This is a genomic window from Pseudobutyrivibrio sp. C4 (genome assembly GCF_900111635.1).
Lineage (GTDB): Bacteria > Bacillota > Clostridia > Lachnospirales > Lachnospiraceae > Pseudobutyrivibrio > Pseudobutyrivibrio ruminis.
Genome location: NZ_FOHF01000002.1, coordinates 1 through 24,562, shown reverse-complemented (window position 1 = coordinate 24,562; position 24,562 = coordinate 1). Strand labels below are relative to the sequence as shown.

The 24,562-nt window shown below is 38.4% G+C and carries 25 protein-coding genes and 3 tRNA genes; 1 reads left to right on the top strand and 27 read right to left on the bottom strand.

Annotated elements, in window-relative coordinates:
* Positions 1-9: 9 nt before the first annotated feature.
* From BMY66_RS03920 to msrA, 22 genes are all read right to left on the bottom strand, one after another.
* A complete protein-coding gene (locus tag BMY66_RS03920; protein ID WP_242942675.1) occupies positions 10-807 on the bottom strand; it encodes a DUF4422 domain-containing protein in 798 nt (265 codons plus the stop codon).
* 67 nt (positions 808-874) lie between these two features.
* Positions 875-1,012 (bottom strand): hypothetical protein, encoded by a 138-nt coding sequence (locus BMY66_RS13700; protein WP_177175576.1) that lies wholly within the window; start codon positions 1,010-1,012, stop codon positions 875-877.
* Between the two features lie 64 nt (positions 1,013-1,076).
* Positions 1,077-2,162 carry a glycosyltransferase family 2 protein gene (locus BMY66_RS03915; protein ID WP_090394201.1) on the bottom strand — a complete coding sequence of 362 codons (1,086 nt, stop codon included), beginning with the start codon at positions 2,160-2,162 and terminating at the stop codon, positions 1,077-1,079.
* A gap of 105 nt (positions 2,163-2,267) precedes the next feature.
* Positions 2,268-2,411 carry a FeoB-associated Cys-rich membrane protein gene (locus BMY66_RS03910; RefSeq protein ID WP_044936922.1) on the bottom strand — a complete coding sequence of 48 codons (144 nt, stop codon included), beginning with the start codon at positions 2,409-2,411 and terminating at the stop codon, positions 2,268-2,270.
* A gap of 12 nt (positions 2,412-2,423) precedes the next feature.
* Complete coding sequence (gene feoB, locus BMY66_RS03905; RefSeq protein WP_090394200.1) at positions 2,424-4,799, bottom strand: ferrous iron transporter B; 2,376 nt, start codon at positions 4,797-4,799, stop codon at positions 2,424-2,426.
* Between the two features lie 4 nt (positions 4,800-4,803).
* On the bottom strand, positions 4,804-5,031 hold the full coding sequence (locus BMY66_RS03900) for a FeoA family protein (RefSeq protein ID WP_033153260.1): 228 nt from the start codon (positions 5,029-5,031) through the stop codon (positions 4,804-4,806).
* A 16-nt stretch (positions 5,032-5,047) separates the two neighbouring features.
* A complete protein-coding gene (locus BMY66_RS03895) occupies positions 5,048-5,257 on the bottom strand; it encodes a FeoA family protein (protein ID WP_334291136.1) in 210 nt (69 codons plus the stop codon).
* A gap of 260 nt (positions 5,258-5,517) precedes the next feature.
* A complete protein-coding gene (feoB, locus tag BMY66_RS03890; RefSeq protein ID WP_090394199.1) occupies positions 5,518-7,872 on the bottom strand; it encodes a ferrous iron transport protein B in 2,355 nt (784 codons plus the stop codon).
* Between the two features lie 3 nt (positions 7,873-7,875).
* Positions 7,876-8,808: a carbamate kinase gene (gene arcC, locus BMY66_RS03885; RefSeq protein WP_090394198.1), complete on the bottom strand. Its 933-nt coding sequence runs from the start codon at positions 8,806-8,808 to the stop codon at positions 7,876-7,878.
* Between the two features lie 41 nt (positions 8,809-8,849).
* On the bottom strand, positions 8,850-9,293 hold the full coding sequence (locus tag BMY66_RS03880; RefSeq protein WP_090394197.1) for a VanZ family protein: 444 nt from the start codon (positions 9,291-9,293) through the stop codon (positions 8,850-8,852).
* Positions 9,294-9,336: 43 nt separating this feature from the next.
* The gene (gene ade / locus BMY66_RS03875; protein ID WP_242942674.1) at positions 9,337-11,049 is read right to left on the bottom strand and encodes an adenine deaminase; all 1,713 of its coding nucleotides are present in this window, start codon (positions 11,047-11,049) and stop codon (positions 9,337-9,339) included.
* A gap of 34 nt (positions 11,050-11,083) precedes the next feature.
* Entirely contained in the window at positions 11,084-11,752 is a 669-nt protein-coding gene (gene hypB, locus BMY66_RS03870; RefSeq protein WP_044936910.1) for a hydrogenase nickel incorporation protein HypB, read from the bottom strand.
* A gap of 416 nt (positions 11,753-12,168) precedes the next feature.
* Positions 12,169-13,065 (bottom strand): LysR family transcriptional regulator, encoded by an 897-nt coding sequence (locus tag BMY66_RS03865; RefSeq protein ID WP_090394196.1) that lies wholly within the window; start codon positions 13,063-13,065, stop codon positions 12,169-12,171.
* 15 nt (positions 13,066-13,080) lie between these two features.
* Positions 13,081-13,845: a class I SAM-dependent methyltransferase gene (locus BMY66_RS03860; protein WP_090394195.1), complete on the bottom strand. Its 765-nt coding sequence runs from the start codon at positions 13,843-13,845 to the stop codon at positions 13,081-13,083.
* A complete protein-coding gene (locus tag BMY66_RS03855) occupies positions 13,845-14,624 on the bottom strand; it encodes a class I SAM-dependent methyltransferase (RefSeq protein ID WP_090394580.1) in 780 nt (259 codons plus the stop codon). The genes BMY66_RS03860 and BMY66_RS03855 overlap by 1 nt, the downstream gene beginning before the upstream one ends.
* A 93-nt stretch (positions 14,625-14,717) precedes the next feature.
* The gene (locus BMY66_RS03850) at positions 14,718-15,395 is read right to left on the bottom strand and encodes an ABC transporter ATP-binding protein (RefSeq protein ID WP_044936904.1); all 678 of its coding nucleotides are present in this window, start codon (positions 15,393-15,395) and stop codon (positions 14,718-14,720) included.
* Complete coding sequence (locus BMY66_RS03845) at positions 15,374-16,180, bottom strand: ABC transporter ATP-binding protein (protein ID WP_090394194.1); 807 nt, start codon at positions 16,178-16,180, stop codon at positions 15,374-15,376. Before BMY66_RS03845 ends, BMY66_RS03850 begins: the two co-directional genes overlap by 22 nt.
* A 19-nt stretch (positions 16,181-16,199) precedes the next feature.
* Entirely contained in the window at positions 16,200-17,759 is a 1,560-nt protein-coding gene (locus BMY66_RS03840) for an ABC transporter substrate-binding protein (protein ID WP_090394193.1), read from the bottom strand.
* A gap of 51 nt (positions 17,760-17,810) precedes the next feature.
* On the bottom strand, positions 17,811-18,641 hold the full coding sequence (gene nikC, locus BMY66_RS03835) for a nickel transporter permease (protein ID WP_090394192.1): 831 nt from the start codon (positions 18,639-18,641) through the stop codon (positions 17,811-17,813).
* On the bottom strand, positions 18,638-19,579 hold the full coding sequence (gene nikB / locus BMY66_RS03830; RefSeq protein WP_242942673.1) for a nickel ABC transporter permease: 942 nt from the start codon (positions 19,577-19,579) through the stop codon (positions 18,638-18,640). The genes nikC and nikB overlap by 4 nt, the downstream gene beginning before the upstream one ends.
* Before the next feature lie 129 nt (positions 19,580-19,708).
* A complete protein-coding gene (locus BMY66_RS03825) occupies positions 19,709-20,209 on the bottom strand; it encodes a hypothetical protein (protein ID WP_044936895.1) in 501 nt (166 codons plus the stop codon).
* 2 nt (positions 20,210-20,211) lie between these two features.
* A complete protein-coding gene (gene msrA, locus BMY66_RS03820; RefSeq protein WP_044936892.1) occupies positions 20,212-20,697 on the bottom strand; it encodes a peptide-methionine (S)-S-oxide reductase MsrA in 486 nt (161 codons plus the stop codon).
* A gap of 179 nt (positions 20,698-20,876) precedes the next feature.
* Between msrA and BMY66_RS03815 the strand changes: the two genes are divergently transcribed.
* On the top strand, positions 20,877-22,268 hold the full coding sequence (locus BMY66_RS03815; protein ID WP_090394191.1) for a prolyl oligopeptidase family serine peptidase: 1,392 nt from the start codon (positions 20,877-20,879) through the stop codon (positions 22,266-22,268).
* A gap of 85 nt (positions 22,269-22,353) precedes the next feature.
* Here BMY66_RS03815 and BMY66_RS03810 read toward each other — a convergent pair whose 3' ends face one another.
* The 5 genes from BMY66_RS03810 to BMY66_RS03790 form a co-directional block, all read right to left on the bottom strand.
* The gene (locus tag BMY66_RS03810) at positions 22,354-23,022 is read right to left on the bottom strand and encodes a hypothetical protein (RefSeq protein WP_090394190.1); all 669 of its coding nucleotides are present in this window, start codon (positions 23,020-23,022) and stop codon (positions 22,354-22,356) included.
* A gap of 19 nt (positions 23,023-23,041) precedes the next feature.
* Positions 23,042-24,025 carry a C39 family peptidase gene (locus tag BMY66_RS03805; RefSeq protein WP_090394189.1) on the bottom strand — a complete coding sequence of 328 codons (984 nt, stop codon included), beginning with the start codon at positions 24,023-24,025 and terminating at the stop codon, positions 23,042-23,044.
* A gap of 246 nt (positions 24,026-24,271) precedes the next feature.
* Positions 24,272-24,345 (bottom strand) — tRNA-Arg (locus tag BMY66_RS03800).
* A gap of 30 nt (positions 24,346-24,375) precedes the next feature.
* Positions 24,376-24,459, bottom strand: a tRNA-Leu gene (locus tag BMY66_RS03795).
* A 27-nt stretch (positions 24,460-24,486) separates the two neighbouring features.
* Positions 24,487-24,559, bottom strand: a tRNA-Val gene (locus BMY66_RS03790).
* Positions 24,560-24,562: the final 3 nt, after the last annotated feature.

The window sequence follows — 24,562 nt, the reverse complement described above, 5'->3', positions numbered from 1 at the left end:
GCCTCTAATTTACATGCTTGCTTTATATTTCTTGCCGAAAAACTTAGCCTGCAAAAATCCCATAATCTTCTTAGGCCAATTGATTGGTTCCATATCGATTACAGGGCATTCCACAATGGATAAACCTTCCTCCTGCTTTTTATCAATCCAAACATTAAAAAGAATTTCACTAACTCTTCCATAAAGTCGTGCTGAAAAAGCATCCAAAGATGTAGTATCTATCTTTTCTTCCATGCGGCCCAATATATCAAAAAGCCAAGTACAATACTCATCCAATTCCTTCTTTGGCATGATGGCCATATTGAACATGTAGCCCCATGACCTTGCATAAACCTTTACCAATGAGTTCATGTATTCTGGATAGCACTGACCTACAATTTCTTTTGCAATATCCAAATGAGCGCCATCCAAGGTATGAGCATAGTGACTGTATAAGCTTTCAATATAGTAACGACGCTTCTTAGGTACTATCACATCTGCTCTTGTAAGAAGAGCCTTTGCCTCATCATGGGATAACACCGAATCAAAATAGCCATGATGCTTTCTATATTTCTTTGACTTAAGCGAAAAGTATCTTCTGTAATGAACCAAGCCTATGGCCTCTGCATCCAAATTCTTCCATGCATAATAAAGCCCAGTCAATTCACAATAATAAGGATTCTTAGCAGAGATATTATCTCCCTCATCGTCCCTTAAAATATTACCTATACTATCTTTGCCTGCCGCACCTACCTGCAGTGGAACATAGTCCTCACCTGCCGGTATCTGAAAAGGTTTGTGCATTGCAATAATAATTTTTATATCCAAATCTATCTCCTAATTAAAAGTATAGGGCACCATAAAGGTGCCCTAGCATAACCTGATTAAACGTGGCTTAAGACTCTTCCTCGTCCTCTTCATCGACGATTGCAGCTGCGGCTCCTGACACTGCAGAAACTACTGCTATAACTGCCACTATAACAACTAATAATATTAATACAAAAAAGAAAATTAAAAACCCTTGATCTGTCATCCTTAACCTCCTCTTCGAAACTTAGCTATATTATACCTTAGCCAATTGTTAAAAGCAAATCAGCCTATCTAAGCTGCTTAGCTCTATTAAACACTCCAGGGAAATGGCTCTTTGTGTATTTCATAAGTCTGGCTCTTCTAAGAGCTGTTCCAAACATTCCCTCTGTAAGAGGCTTATACAAAAGCTTTAATGTCTTTGAATCCTCCGGCATATATCTGCGAAGATTCTGATACAGTTCTGTCTCTGCTTCTGCATTACACCACTTCAAAATATCGTCGGTCTTCACGCCTGATTCCAACTGACGAACCATTGCTGATTGGAAGCTTCTGAAGTATTCCTTTGAAAGAGTACCCAGCGCTTCGAAATCGCAGGTCTTCCATTTCTGTTGCTGGTCGTAAATTCTCTCGATACGAATCTTTTGGAGCTTAAAGTAGTCCTCGATTTCTCCACCTGTAAGACGAACCTGCCCCTGATTTCTATAGTGATATAAAACATCGTTTAACACAGTAAGCGATGTTGTGTAATCTAAAAAGTCACAGTTAAAAAGAATATCTTCTACATGCTTAATCTTTTGATATTGAAGATTATTCTCCTTAATGATGCTTGTCTTGTAGCATTTGTTCCAAGGATAACCAAGCATTGTAATGGCTTCCATCTGCATTGCCATTTTATGGATTGTTGCAGCATCACTTGTGGTAACCATATCATCATCGTAATCCATCATATCCAGGGTAATCCCCTTCATGAATTCGATTTTGCCGGCTGCATTTCTGTAGTCCTCAGTGAAGCTGAACACAAGCAAATCCACAGGGTTTCTTTCCAACGCTGCTGCACATACTCTAAGAAGATTTCTTTCGTATAAATCGTCTGGATCCAGGAATAAAATGTAGTCCCCAGTGGCATGCTCTATGCCTGTATTTCTAGCAGCAGATACCCCTTGGTTTGTGTCGTGCTTAACATAATAGAAGCGGTCGTCGCGCTCCATATATCCCCTTGCAATGTCTCCTGAAGAATCAGGAGAACAATCATCCACTATGATAACTTCGAAGTTGTCATAGGTCTGCATTTGAAGACAGCCAAGTGCATCACCAATATAATCGCCCACTCCGTATGTAGGCATTATTACGGAAAATTTGATTTCCTCGCTCATACTTCAAATAATACCAAAAAGCCCCATTGCGCGCAACATGTCTTAATTTTTTTAATCAATTAAAAAATCCCCCAGTCAATACTGACCGAGGGATTCGTATATACGTTAGTGACATCCACAGCTTCCGCCGCAGCTACCACAGTCTCCACCACACGCTGGATGTTCGCCACGCTTGCGGGCTTTGACCAATGAACGAACTATTGCTGCAACAATTGCAATTAATATAACTACTACTATGAATGTACCCATAATTATTACCTCTTATTTGTTGTACTTATCCTTACGGAACAATCCGTATACAAGGCAGCAGATAGCTGCGATACCAAAGATTGTACCGAATGTAAATCCTTCGCCTGTGAATACCTTACCTACCTGATATACGATAAGTCCGATTCCCCATGCGAAACCACACTGATATCCGATTGCTGTCCAGAACCACTTTGTGTTGTTCATCTCACGCTTGATTGCACCCATAGCTGCGAAGCAAGGAGCGCAAAGAAGGTTGAATGCAAGGAATGCGAAACCTGATGCATCTGTAAATGCAGCACGCATTGTCTCGTAAACATCACCAGAAGCACCGTAGATAATAGCAAGTGTACCAACGATGTTTTCCTTTGCAACAAGACCAGTGATTGAAGCAACTGTAGCTTCCCAATCACCAAATCCAAGTGGAATGAAAATCCATGCAAGACATCTACCAAGTGTAGCAAGAATTGAATGATCAATCTGATCCTCTTCAAGCATTGTAAATGCACCATCAACAACACCGAAGAATGTGCAGAACCAAACTACGATTGTTGAAAGTAAGATAATTGTACCAGCTTTCTTGATAAATGACCATCCACGCTCCCACATGCTACGAAGCACGTTTGAAACTGTTGGCCAGTGGTATGCAGGAAGCTCCATAACGAATGGTGCTGGGTCGCCTGCGAAGAGCTTTGTCTTCTTAAGCATGATACCAGATACGATGATTGCAAAAATTCCAAGGAAGTAAGCAGAAGGTGCAACCCAAGCTGCTCCACCAAAGATAGCGCCTGCTACCATTGCGATGAATGGAAGCTTAGCTCCACATGGAATAAATGTTGTTGTCATGATTGTCATCTTACGGTCTCTATCATTTTCGATAGTACGTGATGCCATGATACCAGGAACACCACAACCTGTACCGATAAGCATTGGAATAAATGACTTACCTGAAAGACCAAACTTTCTGAAGATACGGTCCATGATGAAAGCAACACGAGCCATGTATCCGCAAGACTCAAGGAATGCAAGGAAGATGAAAAGTACAAGCATCTGTGGAACGAAACCAAGAACTGCACCAACACCTGCTACGATACCATCAAGGATAAGTCCCTTAACTACATCGTTGCAGTTAATAGCATCAAGAGCTGCCTCAATGTAAACAGGAATACCAGGAATCCATACGCCGTAGTTTGCTGGGTCTGGCTCCTCATTAGCTTCTACATAAGCTGCAGCTGCTTCATAATCAGCAAGTGTAGCTGTCTCATACTCAACAGCAGCTGTTTCTTCATCCTCTACAGGATATTCGAAATCGCCTGTAGGCTCTGTGCCATTTTCTTCTACATATAAATCATAGCCATCAACGATAAGCTGATTTGCTGTGAACTCATCAGCTGCATCTGCGTAATCAGCAGAACCGATAGCAAATAAATGCCATCCATCACCGAATACACCATCATTTGCCCAATCAGTAGCCCATGTACCAACTGTTGTAACTGATACAAAGTATACAAGGAACATAACTACTGCAAAGATTGGAAGTGCAAGGAATCTGTTTGTAACAATCTGATCAATCTTATCAGATGTTGTCATTCCCTTTGAAGCCTTCTTTACACAACCATTGATGATTGTTCCGATGTAGTTGTATCTCTCGCCAGTGATGATTGACTCTGAATCATCATCCATTTCTTTTTCGCATGAAGCAATGTCGTTTTCGATGTGAGAGATAACATCAGATGAAAGACCAAGCTTTTCCTGAATCTTCTGATCACGCTCGAATAACTTGATTGAATACCATCTCTGAACATTTTCATCAGAAATGTTATGTAAGCAAAGCTCCTCGATGTGAGCAAGTGCATGCTCTACTGAACCATCAAATCTGTGCTTTGGTGACTGTGGCTTAGCTTCCTTTCCAGCCTTAACTGCTGCATCAACGATTTCCTTAAGACCTCTGTTCTTTAAAGCAGAAAGCTCATAAACAGGAACACCGATTTCTTCTGAAAGCTTTGAAGCATTTATCTTATCACCATTCTTTTCTACAACATCCATCATGTTGATACCGATAACTACTGGGATACCAAGCTCAACAATCTGAGTTGTAAGATAAAGGTTTCTTTCAAGGTTTGTACCATCAATAACATTGATAATAGCATCTGGCTTTTCATCAATAAGATAGTTACGAGATACAACCTCCTCTAATGTATATGGAGAGAGTGAATAGATACCAGGAAGGTCGACGATTGTAACTTCCTTATCACCTTTGAATTTACCCTCTTTGTACTCTACAGTAACACCTGGCCAGTTACCAACGAACTGGTTAGAACCTGTAAGTGCATTGAACAATGTTGTTTTACCGCAGTTTGGATTACCTGCAAGCGCAATACGAATTCCCACTTTTTTAGTCCTCCTTTAAAAGAATCATTTCTGCATCAGCCTTACGTACAGAAAGCTCATATCCTCTAACTGTAATTTCAACTGGATCTCCCAATGGTGCAATCTTACGAACGTAAATCTCAACACCCTTTGTAATACCCATGTCCATGATTCTTCTTTTTACAGCGCCTTCGCCAGTAAGCTTTGCTACTGTAACTGTTTCACCGACACTTACATCTCTTAATGTCTTCATTTTTCTCTCCTTTTTACTATATAAATATCTTTTGAGCCAGTTGTTTATCAACAGCTACTCTTGACTCCTTAACATTAACGATTAGGTTTCCACCTATCTCGTTTACTACTGTTACAAATCCCCCTGGTACAAAACCAAGCTCTTGCAAGTGACGCTTCACTTCTTCTGAACCGCCAATTCGTTTAATCATCTGTTCTTCGCCTGTTGGCGCAACTACTAATGGCATCATATATTACTTCCTTACTTTTATTTATCCCTCAATTAGCTATTCCGGCCTATAATTAATTGTACCCAACCGATGTTAGCTAACATGAATTAGCGTTAGCCTTCTCTAACGCATGTATAACATAGCACAATTTGGATGTAGTTTCAAGCATCTAACTTAAGTTTTCTATATTTAATTTTAGAAAGGTATTTCTCACTTGAATTAGTGTAAACAAAAAACAGAGCTCCACGTATGTGAAACTCTGCTAAAGATATTCAGTATTAAACTAGACCCATGAGAAGTCCTATTGTATGTACTATAAATGTGCAAACCCAGGCGATAGCACACTGCCAAATAACAACACATACTGCCCACTTGCTTCCCATCTCTCTTTTTATAGATGCAATAGCTGCAACGCATGGTGTGTAAAGAAGTGAAAATACCAACAAACAAAATGCTGTCAGAGTGGACATCGAAGCTGCAACACCAGTACTTCCAAATAGTACTTCCAATACAGATACAACACTTTCCTTTGCCATAAATCCTGAAATAAGGGATGTACAAATTCTCCAATCTCCCAATCCGATAGGTGAAAAGAGAGGAGCTAATCCTCCAGCTATAAGCGCGAGAATACTATCCTTTTGATCTGATACTAAATTGAGATGTGTATCAAAGCTTTGAAGAACCCAGACAATTACAGTCGCAAGGAAAATCACAGTGAATGCTCTCTGTAAGAAATCCTTTGCCTTTTCCCAAAGCAACTGAATTACGTTTCTGGCACTAGGCAATCTATAGTTTGGCAGCTCCATAACAAATGGAACAGCCTCTCCTTTAAATCTAACCTTTTTAAAGAACAATGCAGCTAGCACTCCCAAGAATATACCAAGGAAATACAAAACTGTAATCACAAGCCATCCATGGTTAGGGAAAAATGCTGCAACAAAGAATGTGTAGATTGGAAGCTTAGCTGTACAACTCATAAATGGTGTAAGCAAGATTGTCATCTTTCTATCTCTGTCGCTAGGCAGTGTCCTAGTTGACATAACTGCAGGAACAGTACATCCAAATCCAATCAAAAGTGGAACGATACTTCTTCCAGATAATCCGATTTTACGAAGTAGCTTATCCATGAAGAAAGCTACTCTGGCAATGTAACCACTATCCTCCAATATGGATAGGAAGAAAAACATTGTTATGATGATAGGCAGGAAGCTAAGCACACCTCCTACACCTTCAAAAATGCCGCCAATAACAAGCTCGTGAACAGTTACATTAACATTAGCAGCAGTCAGTGCAGCATCTGTAATATTTGTTAACGCTTCAATTCCTATTTCTAACAAGCCCTGAAGCCATGCTCCTATAACATTGAATGTAAGGAAAAATACCATTGCCATTACGCAAACAAAAATAGGAATAGCTGTGTATTTACCTGTAAGCCATTTATCAATTTTCTGACTGCGAATGTGCTCTTTACTTTCTCTAGGTTTGATTACACATTCATTGCAAACTTTTTCAATGAAAGCAAATCTCATGTCTGCCATGGCAGCACTTCTATCGAGACCTCTTTCCTTTTCCATCTGCTTTGTGATGTGCTCTAATGTCTCTATTTCATTTTCATCTAAATCAAGACGCTTTATTATCTGCGCATCGTTTTCGATGGCTTTGCTGGCTGCAAAGCGAACAGGGATATCTGCTCTTTTAGCATGATCCTCCATAAGATGAATAACACCGTGGATACATCTATGCACTGCACCGCCGTTATCGTTTTCATCACAGAAATCGTCTATCTCTGGCTTTTCCTGATACTGAGCTATATGAAGTGCATGAGCAACTAACTCATCAATACCTTCGTTTTTAGATGCAGAAATAGGAACAACTGGAACTCCCAGCATTTTTTCCATTCGGTTAATATCTACCGAACCACCGTTGCCTCTTAACTCATCCATCATATTAAGAGCAACAACCATAGGAATACTAAGTTCCAATAGCTGCATTGTAAGGTAAAGATTACGTTCGATATTTGTGGCATCGACAATATTGATAATAGCTTTTGGCTTTTCTTTTAAAACAAAATCTCTGCTGACAAGTTCTTCACTAGAATATGGCGACATTGAATATATTCCAGGAAGATCTGTGATGCATGTAAATTCTTTACCCCTGATTACACCATCTTTTCTGTCTACTGTAACACCAGGGAAATTACCAACATGCTGATTGGCTCCAGTGAGTTGATTAAAGAGTGTAGTCTTACCACAATTCTGGTTACCAACAAGAGCAAATGTAAGCATCTCGCCCTTTGGAAGTGGGGTGCCGTCACCCTTGAGATGATACTTTCCTTCCTCACCTAAGCCAGGATGGTTTATATCGTGTTTATCTTTCTTGGACTGAGTAATTTCCTCCTGAACCCTATTTTCCACTGGAGTAGCTTTTATCTGGGCAGCATCTGCTAACCTAAGAGTAAGCTCATAGCCGTGTACGCGAAGTTCCATAGGATCACCCATAGGCGCCAGTCTCACAAGAGTGACCTCTACACCTGGTATAACTCCCATGTCCAAGAAATGTTGTCTAAGTGCCCCTTCGCCCCCTACTTCATCAATTCTCGCTGTTTGTCCAATCTCTAAATCTTTTATGGTCATTTATTATTTTCCAATCATTGTACCAGTCTGGCCGCCTACAGCGTTGCCAGCATCTGATAGCTTTGTAATCAATACCTTTCTAATGGCTGAATCGCCAATGTAATCAATAGCTGCCTGAATCTTAGGTGCCATATCTGTCTCGCCAAACTCTCCATCTTCAAGCATCTTTTTAGCCTCAGCAATTGAGATATAGTCAAGAGGCTCTTCATTTGGCTTGCCAAAGTTTTTGCATACCTTTGTAACACTAGTAAGAATAACCAGCATATCTGCTTCAAGCTCAGAAGCAAGAAGACCTGCTGCTGTATCCTTCTCAACAACTGCAGATGCACCCTTTAGGCTGTTGTCCTGTGTGAGAACTGGAATACCGCCGCCACCTGCTGCAATAACAACCTGGTCTGCCTCGCACAAAGCTTTGATAGCATCAATTTCAACAATCTCCATTGGCTTTGGAGCAGCAACAATTCGTCTGTATCCACCCTCAACCTTAACAGTGTGATTGCCTTTTGCTTCTTCTGCCTCGGCCTGGGCCTCAGTCATAACTCTGCCAATAACCTTTGTTGGCTTATAGAAGGCTTCATCATATGGATCAACTGTTACCTGTGTAAGAATAGTTGAAACTGGCTTGTAAATTCCGCAGCTAACAAGCTCAGAACGGATAGCCTGCTGCAAATCGTAACCGATATATCCCTGGCTCATTGCTGAACAAACTGACATTGGTGTAGATGTGTAATCAGGATGATTCTGGTAGAACTCAGACATTGCTGTGTGAATCATGCTAACCTGTGGTCCGTTGCTGTGAGTAACGACAACCTGATAATCCTGCTTAATAAACTCTGCTACTGCAACTGCTGTGCGCTTTGTAGCATTCCACTGCTCAAGTACAGTGGTACCTAATGCGTCATGTCCCAGTGCGATAACTATCTTCTTTTTTCCCATATGCTGCCTCCACTTTTAGAATTTATTTTTAATCTTGCACCTTAGTATTTTCTACGGGTTCGCTTGCCGCTTGAAAAAGCAAGTGCAATAAGTGTTCCTAATACAACTCCTCCAAAATCAAACCAAAGGTCTCTTACTTCCCCTGAACGGCCTACAACAAAAAGCTGTATTGTTTCATCAATGAATGCAACAAAAAGACCCGTAAGGGCTGGAGTTGTGAATCTGTTAAACCTTCCATATATTCTGTTTGCAAAAGCTACTGTAAGTAATATTCCTAATATAAGAAACTCTGTAATATGTGCAGCTTTTCTAACAATAACCATTCCGTCTTCGCTTGCAAGCAAAGCAGGGAATATTTTGCCAAGATAATATAATACACGTCCACTTTCATGCTCCGATATTGTGGCTGGCTGCATGCTGTGTCCCCATATCAGCATAATCCAGAGAGCAATTACTACTGTTATAAATATTCTTTTCTTATCCATAAGTGCTATTGTAGCATATATTCCCCTAAAATAGATTTGTTATTTAAACTAATTTCCAATCATTAACATTTACCACACCATGAGTTGTAATTCGCAATTCCGGTATTACCGGTAAAGCTGTAAAACTCAATGTCATAAATGGATCAATATTTTTATTAACTCCCAGCTGATAAGCTGCCTCATGTATCTCATCTAGCTTTGTCTTTGCATCATCAGCACTTACTTCACTCATTAAGCCTGCAACAGGAAGTGGATAGGTCTTAAGCACCTTTTCTCCATCGTACACCACAATTCCACCACCTATTTTCTTTAGCTCATTGATAGCCGCTGATATGTTTTCCTCTGATACTCCGATAGCAATAATATTGTGAGCATCATGAGCGACTGATGTTGCAATAGCTCCTCTTTTCAAGCCATAGCCTTTAATAAATCCCATTCCTATATGGCCTGTGCCGTTGTGCCTTTCTACCACAACCGCCTTAAGAATATCCTTTGATACATCTATCGCCTCGGCTTTTCCCTCGTCTGTTGTTATGAGCTGTCCTTCTACCAAGCCAAGCACCGGCAAAGCTTTATTATTTAACAACAGTTCCTTTGTTATCTGTGGCAGGTTAAATGTATTATGAGACTTTTCTATAAGGTCAGAAGATACATTGCTTTTACAGTGTGTTTTTAAGTAGTCAGGAGTCATTTCCACACCTGCTTTGTATACTCTATCAATATCCACACTATTCACATCATTCAACACCACAAAATCCGCAAGAAATCCCGGTGAGATGGCCCCCCTGTCGCGAAGTCCAAAATACACTCCCGCAGTGCACGAAGCCATTTTATATGCAATTACAGGATCCACTCCTAAATTGATTGCTTTTCTTATTATATTATCAATATGACCATAATCCATTATGTCATTGATGTGTCTGTCATCAGTGCAAAACATACATCTGGATGCATATGGCTCTTTGCACAAATCAACAAGTGCCTCCAGATTTTGGGCTGCTGTACCTTCTCTAATCATTATCCAAAGACCGGCGCCAAGCTTTTCCATCGCTTCATCAATATTTGAACATTCATGATCTGAAAGCACTCCTGCTGCAACATAAGCCATCAATTGCTGTCCCGTTACTAAAGGCGCATGTCCGTCTATCAGCTTATCCTCCATAATTGCCAGATATGTCTTATCAATCACATCGAATCTGCGATTAACGACGCCATTTACATCCATCAGTTCTGCAATACCATATACTCTTTTGTTAGATAAAAATGGCTTCATATCCTGAGCGAATATCTGAGCACCGCTTTCGTCGAACTCGCAGGATGGAACGCAGGATGGAATCATAAAGAATATGTCCATAGGAAGGTTCTCTGTAGCTTCCAACATGTATTTTATTCCGTCTGTCCCCATTACGTTTGCTATCTCATGAGGATCTGTCAATATGGCTGTGGTTCCGTGCAGGATTGCCTCTTTTGCAAAAATCTCAGGAACTACCGTAGTACTTTCTATATGAATATGACCATCGATAAATCCAGGCACAATTGTCTTGCCTGTCATATCGATGGTCATTTTACCTTCGTATTTACCTATTCCCGCAAAGCTACCTTTGCTAATTGCAATATCACCTTTTTTGAACTGATTTGTGAATACGTCCAGATATACTCCATTGCGCAGTACTAAATCAGCTGGCATTTCGCCAGCTGAAACTTTCAAAAATTCTTCGTACTCACTTCTCGTCATATTTTTCTGCTGATAATTCAAATTATTCTCCTTATATAAAGCCGAACATTTAAAACTATTTTACTGCAGCAATTTCATCCTCTAACCATGCAACAACTTCATCAAGTCCCTCGCCAGTCTTTCCACTTACGAAGAAAATCTTTGCATTTGGATTGAGCTTCAAGATTCTTTCTGTAACTTTTTCTTTGCTAAAATCAAAATACTCAAGAGTATCTATCTTATTAATTAATACTACGTCACTAATCTCGAACATAAGAGGGTACTTAAGTGGCTTATCGTCTCCCTCTGGAACTGAAAGTAACATAAGGTTTTTGTTGGCTCCAACATCAAACTCTGCTGGACAAACAAGATTACCAATGTTTTCCAAAATTAATAAATCAAAATCTGTTGTGTCGTATTCCATTAATGCACGACTTGTCATATCTGCATCGATGTGACAAAGTCCCATATTGTGAATCTGGATAGACTGAACACCTGTAGCGTCGGCTACACGCTGAGCGTCGATACTTGTTTCGATATCAACATCCATCTCACCGATTTTGTATTTATCTTTCATTCTATTAATAAGAGCAGAAAGTGTAGTTGTCTTTCCTGATCCTGGACCAGACATTACATTCAAAAAGAATGTTCCCTGCTCTTTCATTTGATTTCTAATTGCATCAGCTGCCGCTTCGTTTTCCGCGAAAACGCTCTCACCGATTTCAATTACTTTAACTTCACCCATTATTTACACTCCTAACTAAAAACATACGAATTACTCGTATGATTTATTATACCTATACCGCGTATAAAAAACCACCTATAATTACGGACTCACTTTGTCTTTTGGGTAGTAAATCACTTCTTTTCTCTTTTATGATTATTTATTCATAATCATAAAAATAAAAAAAGCCGGCGCCACAGCGCCGACTGGAAGTTCGGGGAGTGCGACCAAAGTTGCCCTTGGTCGCTGAGTTATGAAAAATTTGGTATTAGCTTTTCGCTAGTACGATATAGAATATAACACTTAATACACATTTGCGCAAGTCTTTTTTCATAATTTCTTCACAATTTTTCAAAATTTATTTTTTGTCAAATTATCCCTCAAGCCCTTGAATATTCACGCTTTATCGCTTTACTCAAAAAAAGAGTTTCTAAAAATTAAAGTAGTTGTTTCTTAATATAATCCACAAATGCCCTTGCTTGCTTGCTTTGTCTTCCCTTCTCATTTGTAATGATTCCGAAGTCAATACTGCCTCTTGTATTTTTAAGTCGAATTCCTGGTCTAATTCCTAAATCATAACTATTAAAGCTATCCGCACTAAGATTTGCTAATGAATTATTTTTTAATAATGCATGCATAACATAATCACTATTTGTAATTACAGCAATATCATTTTTTATATTTACAGGCTCACCATCCTCCGTTTGGAATGATTCCTGCCTAATATAATCATCCTGTTCAGATTGAATATATTTCAAATCATGAATAATCTTGCTTGAATAATCCCTATTCTGCTGTATATCATCTGGCTGGAAATAAATCATTCCATCCACAGACTTTAGTCTTTCGAATTTCAACTGATATTTTTTTATTTCATATTCAAACTGTAATCTTGTATCAGGAAATACATATACAAAGCCAACCTCATCCTCCATTATTCTCATACGATTAATGATGTTATGAGTTGTGTCTGTATGAATGTTATAGCAAACATCATCGTCTTTATTTAATTCATAAAAATCTGAGAAACAGTTTGCCAACCATGAACTATGGTTAATACTTATTTTTACGATATTATTATTCTCCACACTAGTTGTTTCCAGTGCTTCAAAATCAGAAACAAGGACGCTTGCCTTGTTGTGAAACTTCACTCCCTCATATGTCAAAGCAATACCTTTGCTCTCTCTTTGAAAAAGGTTATAGCCTAATTCCTTTTCGAGAGCAGAGATTACCTTGCTGACACTGGATTGAGTTGTATATAAAACCTTTGCCGCTTCACTAAAAGATCCCACATCTGCAGCTACAACAAAGTATTTTAATTGCTTTATTTCCATAATAATCCCCCATCATTATGCTTTAACAGCTTTGATACTAAACATTTTGTCTGGTATATAAAACTCGTCATGCTCTACAAATATTCTATTTCCAAAATCATCGTCAACCTCAATTGATGAAAATCCTATATCAGATAAAACATGTTCATCCCAATGAGGTCTATCTAACATACTGATTGTAAGCATGTGATAAATATCATGACATTCTTCTTTAAGATTATCCGGTATATCCTTGTGTGCAAGATTTTCTGGGCTTTTAAGGTTATGAGCCCCTTTAGCATATTCCGCATCAAAATTAAGCAGGACTCCACCCTTTTTAAGGACTCTATGCCACTGTGTATAAGCATCAATTGGATGTGGAAGTGTCCATGTAAGATTTCTACTAATCACTACATCGAATTCCTCATCAGCAAAGTCAAGATTCTCTGCATCTCCAACCTGAGCCTTTATCTTTGAAGAGTCCATATCGTATATGCGAATCATTTCATTTGCTTTAGCAACCATCTCTTCAGTTAAATCGATACCAGTAACACTGTGCCCAAGCTTTCCTAAAATAATTTCAAAAAATCCAGCTCCACATCCAACATCAAGAATCTTAAGGCTTCTATCTGTTGGTAAATACTTTTCTATTTCTTTAAGCCATCTATCAGCTTTATTGCTTTCTATTTCATCGTGTCTTAAATTGAAAAAACCATCGGCTCTTTTGGTCCAGTAGCTTTCTACTTTCTCTTTTATATCATCTGCCTCTTCCTCAAAGGCAATATAGTGTAACTCACCCATTAAAATAACCCTTTTACTGTTCTAACCATAAATAGTGGGGTAGAATTATAATTTATCCTTTCTTTTTCAGAATAGAGTCTGCTTCCCACATCCTCAAGCACGGACACCTGCCCTGCTTCAATACTATTTAAAAATTCATAATCCCACTTAGGACGAATTTTATCTGTAAGTGGCAATGAAAGAGCGATGCGTTCCATCTGCTCAAAATTATCGCCTATATTGTAGTCATCCAGACAACTATTTTTTACATTGTCTCGATCTGTTTTGTATTCTTGCATTTTTTCTTCATCTACTAGATATGAATACCAATTTGCATCAAACACAAGCATTAGCCCACCTGTCTTTAAAACAGAAAGCCACTGAACATATGCCCTTGCAGGGTCTGAAAGATTCCAGGTAAGATTTCGTGAAAATACCACATCAAAAGAATCTTTTTCAAATGGAAGATTCAATGCATCTCCTTGAACAAAATTTATTTGATTTGATAATTCGCCAGCATTAGCTTTAGCCTCTGCCAGCATGGTATCTGCGAAATCGAATGCAGTAACCTGATAGCCTGCCTCAGATAAAATAATAGATATAAAACCTGGACCAGCACCCACGTCCAAGACCTTTATTGAGCTAGGCTCCCTATCAGGAAAACACTTGGAGATTTCTGACACCAAAAACTCTTTCCATGTGCAATGCTGAATCCCGGATAACTCTTCTTTATTAACCTCTGAATAGCCTTTGGCTCTTTGAATCCAATAGGCTTTATTATCGTTTACTAACTTTTCCATAATCTTAAAAAATAAAAAACCATTCAGAAACTGGATTGCCTCCGAACAGTTTTTATTGTACTTTATTTTACTGTTAATAGCCATAGTTTTGGGCTATGTTGGACCAAAAGTTCTTTTTGTTGTGCCATTTTCAATCAAAATGGCTCGATCACAAAACATTTCTACAAGTGCCATGTTATGACTGATAAATATAATCGTTATATCCTGCTTGCTTCTAAGTTCCTGCAACAGTTCGATTACTTGTTTTTGTACCGTCACATCCAACGCACTTGTTGCTTCATCACATATAAGTATATCCGGATTCATAGCTAACGCTCTGGCTATAGCAGCTCGCTGACATTGTCCTCCGCTGATTTGGTGTGGATATTTATTTTTCAACTCCCTTTGTAGACCACACATGTCGAAAAGATAATCTATCTTTTCGTCAATTTCGTCCTGTGGCACCCCCTTATTCTTTAAACCTTCACCGACACCATACCCAATAGTTTTACGAGGATTAAAAGATTCATTTGGGTTCTGAAAGACCATCTGGCTTCCAAGTCTAATGCCCTTTTGCTCTTCTCCATTGATGATTATCTTTCCATCTGTAGCAGGAATCAGCCCAAGCATAATTCGCGCCAATGTGCTTTTTCCACTTCCGGACTCTCCAACTATTCCGAGACATTCACCTTTATTCACCTGAAAAGAAATGCCCTTCAGGACCTCTGTATTCTGTTTGTCATTCCTAGAAAATGTCTTACATATATTTTCTACTTTAATGAAAGGTTCCATCCTTTTCTCCCTGAAACTGGCACTGCGTCACATAAAAGCTTTGTGTAATCGCTTTTAGGATTGTTTAAGACCTCTGTGGCATTACCATATTCCATTACTGTTCCATCTTTTAAAACTAATATTTTGTCTGCTATTCTTGGCACAATTGACATGTCATGAGTCACAATGATGATAGAAGTACCAAGATTATCACGCATATTATTGAGTTCCTCTAAAACCATATCTGTAGCTTTGGGATCCAGAGCACTGGTTGGCTCATCCGCCAAAAGTAATGGCGGATCAAGTAACATCGCCATAGCTATTCCTACACGTTGATTCATTCCACCAGACAGCTCAAATGGATAGCTTTTCCATAGCTTTTCCGGTTCACTAAAATTCAGCTTATGAAATAGCTCCAATGCTTTTGCCTTCACTTCTGGTTTGCTTATTTTTTCATGAGCTCTCACCGCTTCTGTTATCTGGTCTCCGATTGTCCTTATTGGGCAAAAGGAACCTAATGAGTCCTGGAAAATCATTCCTATTTTTTTTCCGCGTATATTTCGATACTCTTTTTCCTTTTTAGAAAAGAGATTTTCACCTTCGAATACCACTTCGCCTTCAGTTACTTTTCCATCTGAATTTAGTATTCCAATTATCGACTTAATTATTGTAGATTTACCACTGCCAGACTCACCTACTAAAGCAAGCACTTCGCCCTTATTAATAGAAAAGCTTACGCTATTAACTGCCACTTTTCCATCAAATTCTATACTTACGGAATTGTAATCAAAAAAAGTTTCATTCATAGCGTAAGCTCTCCTCAAATTAATTAATATCTAATTCTGCTGTAAGCTCATAATAATCACTAGAATGAGCTGTCAAGCCTGTGACATTTGACTTGCTAATCATGCTCATGCGAAGGAATGAGCAGAATACAAATGCATCATCATCCAAAATTATCTGCTGCATCTGAACAGCCAAATCATTTCTTGCATCAACATCAAATGTGTTGTTCATCTCCTGTGCAAGTTCTTCCAACTGTGCATTAGAATATGCTCCACGATTCTTTGTTGAATCTGATAAACAATGTGTACTAAAGAAATACATTGGATCACCAATGCCGGCTGTAACAAATGCTGCTGCATATACGTCCCATCCTGTAGGCTCTGAAACGATTGTGCCGTGGTCAGCTGTTACATTTAACTGTACATCAATTCCGATATCCTTTAGATTAGCCTGAGCGCTCTCAGCTAAAAGAGGAAGCTCCTGACGGCTAGGATATGATACCCAATTGATTGTTAATGTCTTTCCATCTTTTTCTCTGATTCCATCACCATCAGTATCAACCCAACCTGCTGCTTCGAGAACTTCCTTAGCCTTTTCAGGGTCATACTCCTTGGCATTTACGCCCGCACCAAATGGGAATGTATCTGGGAATGCACCTGAACCTACATAACCATATCCATTTAATAACGTATTTACGAATCCCTCTTTATCAATGCCAAGAGCAATGGCCTCTCGTACTGCATCATCCTTTATGATATCTGAATTGTAATTCATCTGAAGGTAGAACGCGCGGCTTGTTGCTGTGCTTGTAAATACATAATCATCATTTTCAAATAATGGATAACTTGCATATGCCATACCATAAGCAGCATCAATGTCACCATTCTGAAGTGCCATTGCAAGTGTATCTCCATCAGAGATAGTAAGAACAGTTACTTCATCAATATTTACATTTCCACCCCAGTAATTCTCGTTCTTTACTAGATTTAAATGGTCATCTGTAACCAACTCTGTTGCAACAAATGGACCTGTACCAACAACGATTCCATCTGCATTTCCTGCAGTAACATCTATAATACATCCATAAGGGTCACAAAGATAATTAATTAATGTTGGCTTTGGTGTTGTAGTTTTAATTGTAAGCTCAAGGCCATCTGCCTCAATTGAATCAATTGCCAAATCTCCTGCTGCACGTTCATGAACTGCAACCAAATCCTCGATGCAAGCCTTTACTGCCTCTGCATCACAAGGATTTCCATTAGAGAATGTTACGCCATCCTTAAGTGTAATCTTCCATGTTAATTCATCAATGTTTTCATAACTTTCAGCAATCCATGGCTCAAGTTCCATATTGTCATTGAACTTGAATAGTGTCTCTCCCACTCCATATCTAATTGCTGCCCATCCACAATATGTGTCATGTGGATCAATATTTGCCTCTTCATTTTCTGCATTAAATGTTGTGTCTCCAAAGACAAATGTCTTTTTCCCTGATTCTGCGCTAGAATCAGCTGTCTGGTTTTCTGCTTTTGTTCCACAGCCTACAAATGTAGCTGCTGTAAGTGTCAAAGCAAGAAACATTGCTACTAACTTTTTCATTATAAATACTCCTTATTTTATATATTAAAAATTTCTTTATTATAGAAATTTCTAATTTTTATTCTTTAACGATCCTGATATGTTTTTCGGATCGACTGCGTCACGTAATGTATCTCCAAAAAGATTGAAAATAACTACTGATATAAAAATTGCAATTCCAGGTGATAATACAACCCATGGGTAAGTCTGCAACATGCTTCGTCCATTAGACATCATACTTCCCCACTCTGCTACAGGTGGCTGCGCGCCAAGGCCTAGGAATGATAAACCTGCGATTTCCATCATCATTGTTCCAATATCTAATGTGGCTGTAACTATGATTGGTCCTAATATATTTGGAATCACATGACGGCAAATTATTTGAAGAGAATTATCTCCTGCTAATTTTGCTGCCTCAATGTAAGCACAATCCTTTATAGATAGTGTAAGTCCTCTAGCCACTCGAGAATACTTTGGCCAGCTTATAACCGCCAATGCTATTACCGCATTTACGATACCTCCACCTAGTATTGCTGCTACTGCTAGAGCAAATACTAATCCTGGAAAAGCAAGACATAAATCTGATATTCTCATAACAACAAAATCAACTTTATTACCAAAGTATCCGCATATTATCCCCACTGTTGTACCGAATATTGCAATTATTAATACTAAAGCAAGGGTAGACAATATACTTACCTGGCCACCTATTATTACTCTTGAAAACATGTCTCTGCCATAGGCATCTGTTCCCATAAGATGCTGTAAACAAGGGGCCTGATAGGCAATACTTAAATCCTGTTCATAAGGATCATATGGACATATATATGTTGCGAAAATAGCCATAACAATAATCAGAACTACTAAGCAACTCATTATGATTAATTTGATTTTCTTTTTCATGATTCTCTATCCCCCAATCTAATTCTTGGGTCCAAGAATCTGTATGATAAATCTGTAATGAGATTAACGAGCACATAGATAATCGCCATCCACATTACATATGCCTGAATAATTGGATAGTCACGCATATTAATGGCATCTACTGCCATTTTGCCAACGCCATCCCACATAAAAATAGATTCAACAATAGCTGTTCCCCCCAAAAGGCTTCCAATAGATAATGCCAACAGCGTAATTATTGTTACAAGCGTTGCACGAAGCACACTTCCCATGAGTGTAATTGAAAACTTTACACCTCTTGCTTTAGCTCCAACAATATAATCCTTGCTTAGCTCATCCAACACAGTTGTACGAACCTGACGCAAATATTTTGAAGACATAGCTATAGCCAAAGTCAAAGTTGGCATGATTATACTAGTGCTATTAATATCCTTTGAAATAATTGGTAGCCATCCCAATTTGATTCCTAGGAAATACATAAGTACCAAGGATACAAAAAAATTAGGCAAACTATTTCCAATAAAGCTAAAAAATCTAATTATGTAGTCTATGAATTTGTTTTGATATACAGCTGATATTACTCCAAGAGGAATGGATATTATGACTGTAAGCACAATCGATGTAACTGTAAGCAGTATTGTGGCAGGAAGCTTTGAAACAAAAGTCTCAAACACATCCTTGCCAGAGACATAGCTAACGCCCATATCTCCGTGAAGCAAATTGCCAAGCCATCTAAAATATTGAACTAAAAATGGAGAATTAAGGCCTAATTGTTCCCTTGCCATTTCAAGCTGTGTCTCTGAAATAACCTGTCCTGTGTTCAACATTTTCTGCTCAACAACATCGCTTCCTGCAAGTCTCATCATTGCAAATGAAAGAAATGTAATTGCAAACAGAATCGGTATTAACTGTAATACCCTTTTAATTATATATACCAAAAAAATACCCCTTATTCTTTAAAACATACAAAGTAAATTTTATAATCATACTTTGTTTATCGCAATAGATTTAAGGGGTATTGTGTATTCATTTATGTATAGCTTATATTCCGTTTTGGAATACCTTTATTACATGAATCGCTCCATAACTTCTGTGGTATGCATGGCCAAGATTCCTGCTCCAAAAGCTTCCATAATTTCTGTATAGCTATCATCTATAAACATAATCTCGTCCATATTGTAGCCGTCGCGTTCTGCAATCATTTTCATTATGAGAACTTTTTTATGACGTGTTTCTGTTGAAATCAGATCTCCATGATGCTCGAAAACACCTGGGTAACACTCTCTCAGACGGTTATATTTTGAGTTGTATTCAAAAGAGTTGCTACATTCTGTAAGGCCATAAATCTTAACGCCATGATTAAAATGCAAATCATCAATAAGATTCTTTACTCCTCTAGGAGCCTGGCATTTGATGTAAGCATTATTGTTTATATTATACTTAAGCCAGTCGTTAGCATCTTCAAAACCAACTATTCTTTTACCGGCTTCGTTGTACATTTTTAGGCAAAGAAGTGTGTTATCTACATCACCAAACAAAACCTTTATCTTTTTTAGTTTTTCCTGCATGATTATGACTCCTTTCGACCGCTTTCTATTAGCTCCTTTTCAAAGGCTTCCGGATTTTTTAAATAATAATCCTGATGTTCTTCCTCTGCCTCATAAAAGCTTTTAAACTTTTCTAAGGAGATTTGAACCTTCTTACCTGTCTCCTGCTCCAGCTCCTTTATCTTCTTTTCAGCAATAGCTTTTTCTTCATCAGCATTGTAATAGATAGCTAATGTATAAGAAAAACCTTTATCAATGAACTGGCCTTCTCCATCAAAGGGATCAACATTTGCAAGATAAATATCAAGCAATTTGTCATAGGTCACATTTGCTGGATCATATGTCAATTCAATAGTTTCCCTATGTCCTGTCTTTTGCGCCTTAACATCCTCATATGTAGGATTTACTTCATCACCACCGGAGTAGCCACATGTTACCTGGTCCACTCCATATATTTTATAAATTGGTGTCACACACCAAAAACATCCACCTGCAAAATATGCTTTCATGATTGTACCTCCAAAAACTAGTCTTTAGAAATTATATCACATACCATTGAATTGCATCAGTTTTTTTGTTTTACCAATCATCCTTATTTTTTAACCAGTTATCAGTCAACTAAATCTGCAGAGTTTATTTGTGCTATTATTCATTCTATTATCAATCAATATATGGGAGGATTTTTACAATGAGGAAAAAAACTATTTCTCTACTGATGGCATCATTGTGTGTCTTCGGTCTTGTGGGTTGTGGTACAACTGAATCTTCAAACAGTGATGCCACAGTCGATGCAAACACTCCAGTTTCATTAACTGGAACACAAAAAGCTGTAGTAGTTGGTGATGATTGGGGCCCAGCAGTAACTACTACAATAATCCACTTTAATGATTCAATTGATTCTTCATCAGTATCGGCTGATACATTTTCTGTATCTGAAACAAAAGAATCATTTAACTATGCCGCACTTATGGATGAAAACTTTGAAGGTGATCCTTCAGAACACATTACAGCAACTGCAGACAGGACCGTATTAGATGCCTACACCTGTGATGAGAATGGAAACAAAACTGATTCATCTGAATATGTTGCTCTTGAGCTTTCATATAGTCCAGATGAGGGTAACCCATTCTGCTACGATGTTTTCACTTGGCAAAACACTGTGTGCTCACCTTATGAACTGGAAGTTACATTAAATGATGGTCAAACTTTAAAGAGTGCAGATGGAGCTGATATTTCTGATGTCACAATTGACTCGGCTATTGATTTATCTTTAGATGGTTCGATTTATCCTCAACTTGAAAACGTTGATTTTACAGGAACATATTCAGATGACAAGTATACACTGACATATGGTTCTTATGCTCCAGAAGATGACGGAAATAAACACCCACTTGTTATTTGGATTCATGGTGCAGGAGAAGGTGGTACACAAAACGAAATCGCTGTATTAGGCAACGAAGTAACAGCTTTATATTCCGATGAATTTCAAGAAGTAATGGGTGGAGCTTATGTACTTACACCTCAAACAGATACCTTCTGGCTTACTTATAATGAAAATGGAGATTGGGCCGATAATCCTGGTACAGACTCTGTTTACCTTGAAACATTAAAAGGCCTTATAGATGAATACGTTGCATCTAATCCTAATATCGATACAAATCGTATTTATATTGGAGGATGCTCAAATGGTGGCTACATGACAATGGATATGATTATGAATTATCCTGATTATTTTGCAGCTGCTTTCCCAATCTGTGAAGCATACGCTGACAGTGGAATCACAGATGCTCAAATTGAATCAATTAAGGATTTACCAGTATGGTTCATATATGCGAAAAACGACACAACTGTTGTTCCAGAAAATTTTGAAATACCAACAATCAAACGACTCGAAGCAATAGGTGCTAATGTTCATTCTTCAGTATTTGACGATGTACATGATACAACTGGTCGTTTCACCGGAGATGACGGTGAAGCATACCAATACATGGGCCACTGGTCATGGTTGTACTTCTTCAACAATGAATGTGAAGAAGATGGCGTAAATATGTGGTCATGGCTTGCGGAACAGAGCAAATAATAACTACTAGATAATAACTTCATTTTTCATTTCAATACATTTAATAAAAGAAGCGCTAGCATTCAATGCTAGCGCTTCACCCTTTTTATTGAATTACATCGAAATTGAGGATTGTAGCTTCATCATATTCATTCTGAATGCTGTCTACTACATCAGAGCTTTCTGATTTTGTTTCTTCTCCTGCTACTTCATGATAATAGAATTCTTCGTTACCCTCATCATCATATTCTATCCAGGAAGATTCAACCTCAATTAACTCATTATCTTCAATAGTATATTTTGCAGTTCCATGATAGATTCCAACATATAAATAGCCATCCTTTACTGCAAGCGGATAAGCTGTGCCTATAGAGGATACATTTCCGATACACTCTGGCACGCCATCATTATAAACATATATCGCCGAATCGATAGCTGCCATATTGCCATCCATGTTATCGTAAGCAAATGTGCATACTAACAAAGCGTCTGTATCACCGATTGTTTCGTTTGTATAGCCCATTCCTGGCTCAAGTACAGTATCCACAATCTGTGTAAAAGTATCACATCCTGATATATCAAGATCCAATGGATATTCTGCTATTTCAGGCTCTGCTTCAGTTGTTTCTTCTGACTCTTCTGGTTCACTTTCAACTGATTCTTGTACCTGATTAGTCTCCTCTGAACTTTCTAATTCTGATGTATTATCTGCGTTGGACTGTCCACATCCAACTAATAATAAACCACAAAGACAACATACAAGTAATTTTTTCATCTCTTCCCCTCCAATTTAACTATATATTATATTTCCAAACACTCTTCATCTGGGATACTAATGTATTTACATCCCAGTGTTTGTTACTATTCTTAGGACTGTTTGGATCATTTACAATGATTTTTCCGTTTGAATCTATTCCAGTTAATACAATAAAATGCCCTGTTTTTGTAAAATCTCCTGGTGACATTGAGCAAATCATAGGCGTTTCGCTAGACAAATTGTCTGTAATATATTCCGAAGAAACATTTCCACTAGAAACGCTCAGTCCGTAATGACGCGCACCTTCTGTCATAATATCCCAGGATGTTCCCTGACCATATGTATAGTATCCCTTGTCTGATGCATATTCTGCAACAACATACGGATTTATATCTGCATCTTGCTCTAATCCACACACAACCATAGCCAGACAAGTAGGACCACAGCCTGCTACGCCCACGTAATTAGCGCCATAGTTTTTATATCCCCATCTTTTATCCCACTGGATAAAAAGAGGAATGTCTTTCTTGGACATTTCATCTGACACATCCATGTCAAGATCAGCATATGCGTATTTATTGAAATTCTTAACGTATTCCTCTGCTTCTGGATAATTTTCACCAAACTCAATAACGTTTTCCGGTACGCCATCTAATTCATTTTGCTTTGAAATGTTATGAATACCTAGCCCGATTAATAATAAAGCTACCAGTGAACAAGCCAGGAAAGAACGACGTAAATGATTTGGTTTCTTAGTGTGAGCATGATAAGTCTTTACAGGCTGATTCTCATCATAATATGTATCTTCATACTCTTGTTTCTTATTATATCTCTTATTACTTCTTTTAATTCCAAATATAAAATGAATAAAAAATACTAGACCTAAAATAAAAAAGACAATATTGTCATTGTATAACCAATCTGGACTAACATAATAGTCAATCGCCATAAGGCCTAACATGGTCAAAGCCAACAACAATATTCCCTGTATTAACCACAAGAAAAAGCCAATTATTCTCATACTTCAATTCCCCATATGTTCTAGACTGTACTACAGCTTATAGTACAGTTTTATCACATCATATAAACACTGTCAATGTTAGCTGTCTATGATTATAATAAAGATTGCGCCCAAAATAGCGTGCGTGAGAGGGCGCTGACGTCCAGTGGACGTCGTTTAGCGCCGACCGAGCCGGCAGGCGAGAGTTCGAATGAGTTAAAAGAAAAAAGAGATAGGTAAAACCTATCTCTTTTTCTTTTAATTTAGCGTGCGTGAGAGGATTCGAACCCCCGACACCTTGGTCCGTAGCCAAGTGCTCTATCCAGCTGAGCTACACACACACAATATTCAGTTTCACTCAAAAGAGTGAATGCCGTAGACCGGAATCGAACCGGTACGATGTCGCCACCACGGGATTTTAAGTCCCGCGCGTCTGCCAGTTCCGCCACTACGGCATCTACAATCAAATTAATGATTGTGAATGGGACCTACAGGGCTCGAACCTGTGACCCCCTGCTTGTAAGGCAGATGCTCTCCCAGCTGAGCTAAGATCCCACA